At 46.5% G+C, this 7,179-nt stretch carries 3 protein-coding genes and 1 pseudogene; 2 read left to right on the top strand and 2 right to left on the bottom strand.

What is annotated here, in order from left to right:
* Window positions 1–299: 299 nt before the first annotated feature.
* Together QUA45_RS20110 and QUA45_RS29225 are read right to left on the bottom strand one after the other, a co-directional pair.
* Window positions 300–1,958 carry a CTP synthase gene (locus QUA45_RS20110; RefSeq protein WP_333095452.1) on the bottom strand — a complete coding sequence of 553 codons (1,659 nt, stop codon included), beginning with the start codon at window positions 1,956–1,958 and terminating at the stop codon, window positions 300–302.
* A gap of 106 nt (window positions 1,959–2,064) precedes the next feature.
* Window positions 2,065–2,976, bottom strand: a pseudogene (locus QUA45_RS29225) (Rpn family recombination-promoting nuclease/putative transposase).
* 371 nt (window positions 2,977–3,347) lie between these two features.
* Here QUA45_RS29225 and QUA45_RS20125 point away from each other — a divergent pair.
* Together QUA45_RS20125 and QUA45_RS20130 are read left to right on the top strand one after the other, a co-directional pair.
* Window positions 3,348–5,858: a VIT domain-containing protein gene (locus tag QUA45_RS20125; RefSeq protein WP_333221948.1), complete on the top strand. Its 2,511-nt coding sequence runs from the start codon at window positions 3,348–3,350 to the stop codon at window positions 5,856–5,858.
* A 252-nt stretch (window positions 5,859–6,110) separates the two neighbouring features.
* On the top strand, window positions 6,111–7,010 hold the full coding sequence (locus QUA45_RS20130) for a pentapeptide repeat-containing protein (protein ID WP_333095454.1): 900 nt from the start codon (window positions 6,111–6,113) through the stop codon (window positions 7,008–7,010).
* The last annotated feature ends 169 nt before the right edge of the window (window positions 7,011–7,179 follow it).

The raw sequence follows: 7,179 nt of genomic DNA on the forward strand, positions 1-7,179 counted from the left end.
CCCTTGAAATCAAAGCTAAAAAGTTAAGTAAAAATATCAGCATTTTTACCTTCTGCCTTCTGCCTTTTGCCTTCTCCCTTCGGGTACTAGCCCCCCAATCCCTATGTTAGGGCTGGGGGATGAGGTTTTTCACTGGTTGAGAATGCTGCCCGATATCATGTCCGGTAAGTGGGACCCGAATCAAATCCGATTGTTGGGTTGGGCGGGTGATTGTCTGCCTGATTTGACTATTGTGTACTCTCACCCGCCCCTACAGACATCTAATATATCAGAACTAATCGATCGCACATGATACGAGATCAGTTTGCTGCAACTTTCTCGGCAACCAAGCCGCGACCCTCATCTTCTAAAACATCCTGCTTTCCCTGGATGCTAGCGGCCTGGATAAACCCTTGAAACAATGGGTGGGGGGCGCTAGGTCGAGATTGGAATTCGGGGTGAAATTGACTGGCTATGAAAAAGGGATGGTTCGGCAATTCGATCATTTCTACTAATCGGCCGTCTGGAGATGTACCGGAGACTGCATAACCTGATTCTAAGAAAAGATTGCGGTAGGCGTTGTTGAATTCGTACCGATGGCGGTGCCGTTCGTAAATCACTTCTTTCTGATAAAGTTTGAAAGCTAGGGTGTCTGGGTTGACGCGGCACGGATACAAACCCAGTCGCATTGTACCGCCCAAATCGACTACATCTTGCTGTTCTGGCAATAAATTAATTACCGGATTTGCTGTATCCGGGTTAAATTCAGCGCTGTTGGCATCCTTTAGTTGGGCGTTGTTGCGCGCCCATTCAATCACAGCACACTGCATCCCCAAACACAATCCCAAAAAGGGTATTTTATGGTGTTTAGCATATTCGATCGCCGCTATTTTGCCGTCAACTCCCCGAACCCCAAAACCTCCCGGTACAAGAATGCCGTTGATATCTTTGAGATAATTATCGAGGTTTCCCGATTCTAAATCTTCTGAGTTAATCCAGTGCAAATTCAGGTCGCAGCCGATCGCAATTGCCGCGTGCCGCAAAGCTTCGACCACCGAAAGATAAGCATCGTTTAACCGCACGTATTTGCCAACTAAAGCAATATCAATTTTGTGATTGGGACTGTAAAGCCTGTTGACTAAAGTTTGCCACTGATGCAAATCTGGCTGGCGATGTTCGAGTTGCAGCAAATTGAGCGTTTGTTGGGCTAAACCCTCCTCTTCCATCATCAGGGGTACTTCGTAGATACTTTTAGCATCTTGAGATGTGATGACACATTCTTCGGGTACGTTGCAGAATTCGGACAATTTCTGTTTCATGCCCAAAGACAGCGGGCGATCGCACCGACAGACTAAAATATCTGGTTGAATGCCGATCGACCGCAATTCCTTCACCGAATGCTGAGTCGGTTTAGTTTTCATCTCCCCAGCCGAAGGAATCCAAGGTATCAGCGTGACGTGCATATACACAACATTTTGCCGGCCGACATCCTTGCGAAACTGGCGAATTGCCTCCAAAAACGGCAAAGATTCAATATCTCCCACCGTTCCGCCGATTTCCGTAATCACGACATCGGGATTAGTATTTTTTGCTACCCGATGAATTCGCTCTTTAATCTCGTTAGTGATGTGCGGAATCACCTGCACCGTGCTCCCTTGATACTCACCGCGGCGTTCTTTGTTGATCACCGCTTGATAAATGGAACCCGTGGTGACGCTGTTGAGGCGCGACATGGAAGTATCGGTAAAACGCTCGTAGTGTCCCAAATCCAGGTCAGTTTCCGCACCGTCTTGTGTGACGAAGACTTCTCCGTGCTGAAACGGGCTCAGAGTGCCGGGGTCAACGTTAATATAGGGGTCTAGCTTCAAAATCGAGACTGAATAGTCCCGCGACTTCAATAGGCGGCCCAAGGAAGCACCGACAATTCCCTTGCCGATGCTGGAAACCACGCCGCCAGTCACAAACACAAATTTGCTCATAGGATTTTCGACTTTAGATGTTTCAATGTCAGGTCAGACTCAAATGTGACATAGGTAATCCATAAGGGCAACCACGGGGGATGGCCCCTACACCCATTTGACCAAATTATTGACGATTGTTATGTGCTTGCAACCAAGTTGTCAAATCTGACACACTGGCAAAGTCTAATAGTTCCTCTCCTAGATTCTCTAATTGCTGAGCGGATAACTCAGCGATGCTGGTTTTGATCTCCGGCGACAGCACGCCGACACTGCGCTCCAACTGACGAACAATTAATGTCACTTTTCCTTGTCGGATGCCTTGTTCGATGCCTTGTTCGATGCCTTGTCTGATTCCTTGTTCTATCCCGATTCTGGTAGCTTTGGTAATTGCACCGTGCTGGTCTTGAATAAAAATTTCTCGCCTTTCTAAATCTTCCAATTCATCAGGATCGAGATTTGCTTCATTGGCAATTGTAAAAGCTTTGCGGAGTTCCGGTACATTTCCCAACTCTTCCGGCACAGACCTTAACGTCCGAGCTGTTTTCATGAAATATATCCACTTATCAGTCAGAGTCTCTAATTCTGCTAAAGTCTTGTCAAATTTGGGCAACTCAACAAAAACAAATTCTAATTCATCCGCCAAATAATTGACCAAATTTTTTTTCTTTGATACAAAACCGCGAAATTACTGTGTCCAGATGCTCAAACATTGGGAAATCTGTAATCGTCAAGGCAATCACGGGATTTAATAGGTTGTAGTTTTCTCCGCTTTTCAATTGCACTGAGTAAGCTTTTGTAGCATTGTAAAAATTAGTTTTTCAAAGGATTCTACATTCAATACCTGCATTTCAATGATCGCAGTTTTGCTACCACTAATTTTAGCTTTGACATCCAAGTAAGTATCTTTGAATCCTTTAATTTTGGTAGCTAAATAAGGGTCAAGAATTTCTAAATATTCGATGACTGGCTGCGCTTCGTAGAGGATGGGATTTAAGAAGCTAATCAAAATATCTTTGCTGTCAGCAGAGCGGAAGATTTTTTAAAAGGCAAAGTCGGTTTTGGGGTTAATAAAATTCATGGCTTTTTCAATTTATTAGAGCTTGAGAGGTTGAGGTTAGAGTTATTTAATTATTTAACTATCATACAATTTTCTAGGTTGGAGTCGCGGACGATCGCCCCAACCGACATCACCCAAATAGGGATCGTGCGCCCGACAGCAGTCGCCCTGAGCAATCATGGCTTCGACAAAAGTTCCAGCGCCCAGTCCGCCCCTAGGTGAGTCAACGTAAAATCTAAAATCAGCCCTACGCCCTTGGTGATTTTTCCCAGAAAGCTAACTCAGGAACGTTTCGCGAAGCGTAAAGTCATGGTAAACATAGCACCTCAAGTCTGCTAAAAAAAACAGCTATGAAGTTTGTCTGCGTTCTATCCACTCAACGGTTGCTTTCTGCTGGTATCGCATTGCTCGCTGCGATCGAGTGTGGCGCGTGGCTCGCTCCAAATGCGGCGCGGGCAAAAGCTCCTGGGGAAAATTATTCGTCTGTGTCGCCGAAAATCCTCGCTAGTAACGATGTTAATTGCAATGGGGCGCGATCGCCCGAAACTAGCTGTCGAGTAGGCGGTTTGTTCGTCAAAACTCCCAATACGACTCAAGAACAAGTCTTTCCTCTCAAGCAGACTGAAGTTAAAGCCAAAATTGCTGGCAATATCTCCCGCGTAGAAGTTGTTCAGAAGTTTGAAAATCCTTTTCCCGAACCTATAGAAGCTGTTTATATATTTCCTTTGCCCGACGAAGCGGCAGTGGACGATATGGAAATTAAAATAGGCTCACGAATTATTAAAGCTGATATCAAACTGCGCGAGGAAGCTTTGGAAATTTACGAACGAGCCAGAAAGCAAGGCCGGACTGCTGGTTTGTTGGAACAAGAACGTGACAATATTTTTACTCAGTCTCTCGCTAATATCAAACCGGGAGAAAAAATTGAAGTTACGATTCGCTACACCGAAAGTCTCAAGTTTGCCGGCGGCGATTACGAATTTGTGTTTCCAATGGTGGTAGGGCCGCGCTATATTTCGGGAAATACGATCCCCCCCAACCCCCCCTTAGCAAGGGGGGGCTATAGTTCTGGTGCCGATCGCATTAACCCGCCTGTTTTGCCTCCGGGAACACGATCGGGTCACAATATCGCTGTTTCGGTAGAAATAGATGCCGGAGTTGCGATCGGCGATGTCCGCTCTACTTCCCATCAAATTACAACTGACCGCAGCGGCAATATTGTACAAGTCCAATTAGCCAATTCTGACACAATTCCCAATAAAGATTTAATTCTGCGCTATCGAGTCGCGGGCGAAAATACTCGCGCAACTATTTTGACTCAATCAGACAAGCGGGGCGGTCATTTTGCTACTTATTTGATTCCGGCTTTAAACTACAAAACTAATGAAATTGTACCCAAAGATGTCGTGTTTCTGATGGATACTTCCGGTTCTCAACAGGGCGAACCGCTGGCAAAATCTAAGGAGTTGATGCGCCGCTTCATTCAAGGGCTGAATCCCAACGATACTTTTACTATTATTGATTTTGCAAACACTGCACAAGCGCTTTCAACAACTCCTTTAGCAAATACTACCGAAAATCGACAAAAAGCAATTAATTATATCGAAAAGTTGCAGGCTAACGGGGGCACTGAACTGCTTAACGGTATTCAAACAGTTATGAATTTTCCGGCGGCGGCAACGGGAAGGCTGCGGAGTATTGTACTAATTACTGACGGTTACATTGGTAATGAAAATGAAGTGCTGGCTCTGGTTCAGCGGAGTCTGAAACCGGGAAATCGACTTTATAGTTTTGGTGTCGGCGGTTCTGTGAATCGGTTTTTGATTAACCGTTTGGCGGAAATGGGAAGAGGCACGTCTCAGGTAATTCGTCAAGATGAACCGTCGGCAGAAGCGGCAGAAAAGTTTTTTCGTGAAATTAATAGTCCGGTATTGACTAATATTCAAATTAGTTGGGAAGGCATGGGGGAAAAACCGCAGATTTATCCGATCGCACCCCCAGACTTGTTTGCGAGTCAGCCACTGGTTTTGTTTGGCAAAAAGACCGATCGATCCCCCGGCCAACTTCGCATCCGCGGCACTCTTGCAGGTGGCAAAGCTTACGAGCAAGTTTTACCTGTTAATTTTGCTAAATCTGGCGGGCGGCAGCGGGAGTCAACTTCAGTCGCAGCAGGCGCTACGGATTTTGGCAATCCCGCGGTAGCTCAACTTTGGGGGCGATCGCGCATTAAAGATTTAATGAATCAAATGTTTGGTGGTGAGACTAAATCTCTGGTGGAAGCTGTGACTAATACTGCTCTGACTTATCGCTTGCTGTCGGAATACACGGCTTTTGTGGCTGTGAGCGAAGAAGTGCGAGTCGAACCTGATGGATCTCGTCACCGCGCGCAAGTGCCTGTGGAATTACCGCAGGGTGTCAGCTATGAGGGTATTTTCGAGTCCGAGGCGGCTGAGCCAACTAGAGGCGGCTCTCCCAGCATTACCTCGAATCGCCACTCGGCACCTGTGAGTCCACCTCCTGCTATGCCGCGGCAGCGAACTTACGGTGAGTTGCCAGCCCCGAAGCCTTTGGCTTATCGCATCCAAGTAGTTAGCGCCGAAGGGTTGGATGCCGGGGCGATCGCCGCTTTGACTCAATACCTGCAATCGCTTAATCTCCCGGCGGGGGTTAGCGGTGAAACGGTGTGGGAGTTATCGGTACAAGACGGCCGTGTTGCCCGAGTGGCGATAGATACTCAAACCTCGACGCTGCAAGCAACAGACGCCGTAGAGACTCTCAAGAGATCCCTGAGTTCCTGGCAACCTCCTGCAGGGTTCAAAGGCACGCTGCGCCTGAAGTTGCGAATTACGGTCGATCCTTAAGCAATGACTATCTATATCAAGAAACATTAACTTTTACTTCAAAAATACCGAAAGCGCGATCGCTACCCCGTGGAAGATATAAAATCTTTATTAAGAGATTGCCTTTAAACAGAAAGTGATGTTAATGAAATTTATACCGTTTGAGGCAAACGCTAAAACAGTTTCCTTTCTGAAACAGTTTCCTTTCTGAAACAACCTTAACAGTAAAGATTTCTGGATCGAAACCCCCAATCATAGAAGGTATGATGCCCTATGGAAGTTAGTGAACTGCTCAACAATTACGAAAAAGGACAAAGAGACTTTACTGGAGCCGATCTCAGCGGGAAAAACCTCAGCGGAGCAATCTTAATCGGAGTCAACCTTTCGCAAGCTAATCTTTCCGGGGCGAACCTCAGCAGGGCGTTTCTCACCAAAGCAACACTCAACGATGCACAGATGCAAAGAACAAATCTGACTTTTGCCAAAATGGGCGAAACCCAACTTTCAGGTGCAGATTTGACAAAAGCTAATTTGAGTGGAGCTTTTTTGGTAAAAGCAAAATTGCCCAGAGTAAGGTTAAGCGGCGCAACTTTAACTAGCGCAAACCTGCGGGGCGCTGTATTGTGGAATGCTAATTTGTGCAGCGCCGACTTGCAATTAGTTAACTTGCTGGGCGCGAATCTGACGGCAGCTAATTTTAACTGGGCCAACCTTTACGGTGCAAGGCTCAATAGTGCAAAACTTTTTGGAGCTCAATTAACCGGAGTCAGTCTGCGGCGAGCGCAGTTGACAGGGGTGAATCTCTGCGGTGTAGATTTAAGCGGCATTAACGTGAGCGAAGCTAAACTCATGGGAGCTAATTTGGAAGGCTCGAATTTGGTGGGGGCGAATTTCAGCGCGGCTCAGTTGCGTGGGGTGAAGTTGGCGGGTGCAAACTTAACCGGCGCTAAGTTGAGGGGAAGTTGTTTGAGAGGGGCAAATCTGAATTGGGCAAAGTTGTGTCAAGCTGATTTGATGGCTGCAGATTTGAGCGAGGCGACGTTAGTAGGAGCTAATTTAGATAATGCTTTGTTGGCGGGAGCTATTTTGCCGGAATCTACTAGGCGCTATTTTTCTTTAGCTGGGGCTGGCAGAGTCAATTCTTGGGAAGTGACGGAAATTAAAAATGGGTAATGGGAAAGGGGGAATTTGGAAGTGGGGAATTGGTAATTGCGTATCTGAATTGGGTTTTTGAGCGGGCATCCCGCCCAACCCCTACTCCCCCCAATAAGTAGGTCGGGCTGAAAAGACTGAAGTATGTAAAGATAGGTAAACGAGGCAACAGTTATAGCTAGGTAATGAG

Source organism: Microcoleus sp. Pol12A5, assembly GCF_036701435.1.
GTDB lineage: Bacteria > Cyanobacteriota > Cyanobacteriia > Cyanobacteriales > Microcoleaceae > Microcoleus.

Bases quoted from the DNA above. Each gene is read 5' to 3' on its own strand.
- QUA45_RS20110 (WP_333095452.1), bottom strand. From the start codon at position 1,958: ATGAGCAAATTTGTGTTTGTGACTGGCGGCGTGGTTTCCAGCATCGGC.
- QUA45_RS20125 (WP_333221948.1), top strand. From the start codon at position 3,348: ATGAAGTTTGTCTGCGTTCTATCCACTCAACGGTTGCTTTCTGCTGGT.
- QUA45_RS20130 (WP_333095454.1), top strand. From the start codon at position 6,111: ATGGAAGTTAGTGAACTGCTCAACAATTACGAAAAAGGACAAAGAGAC.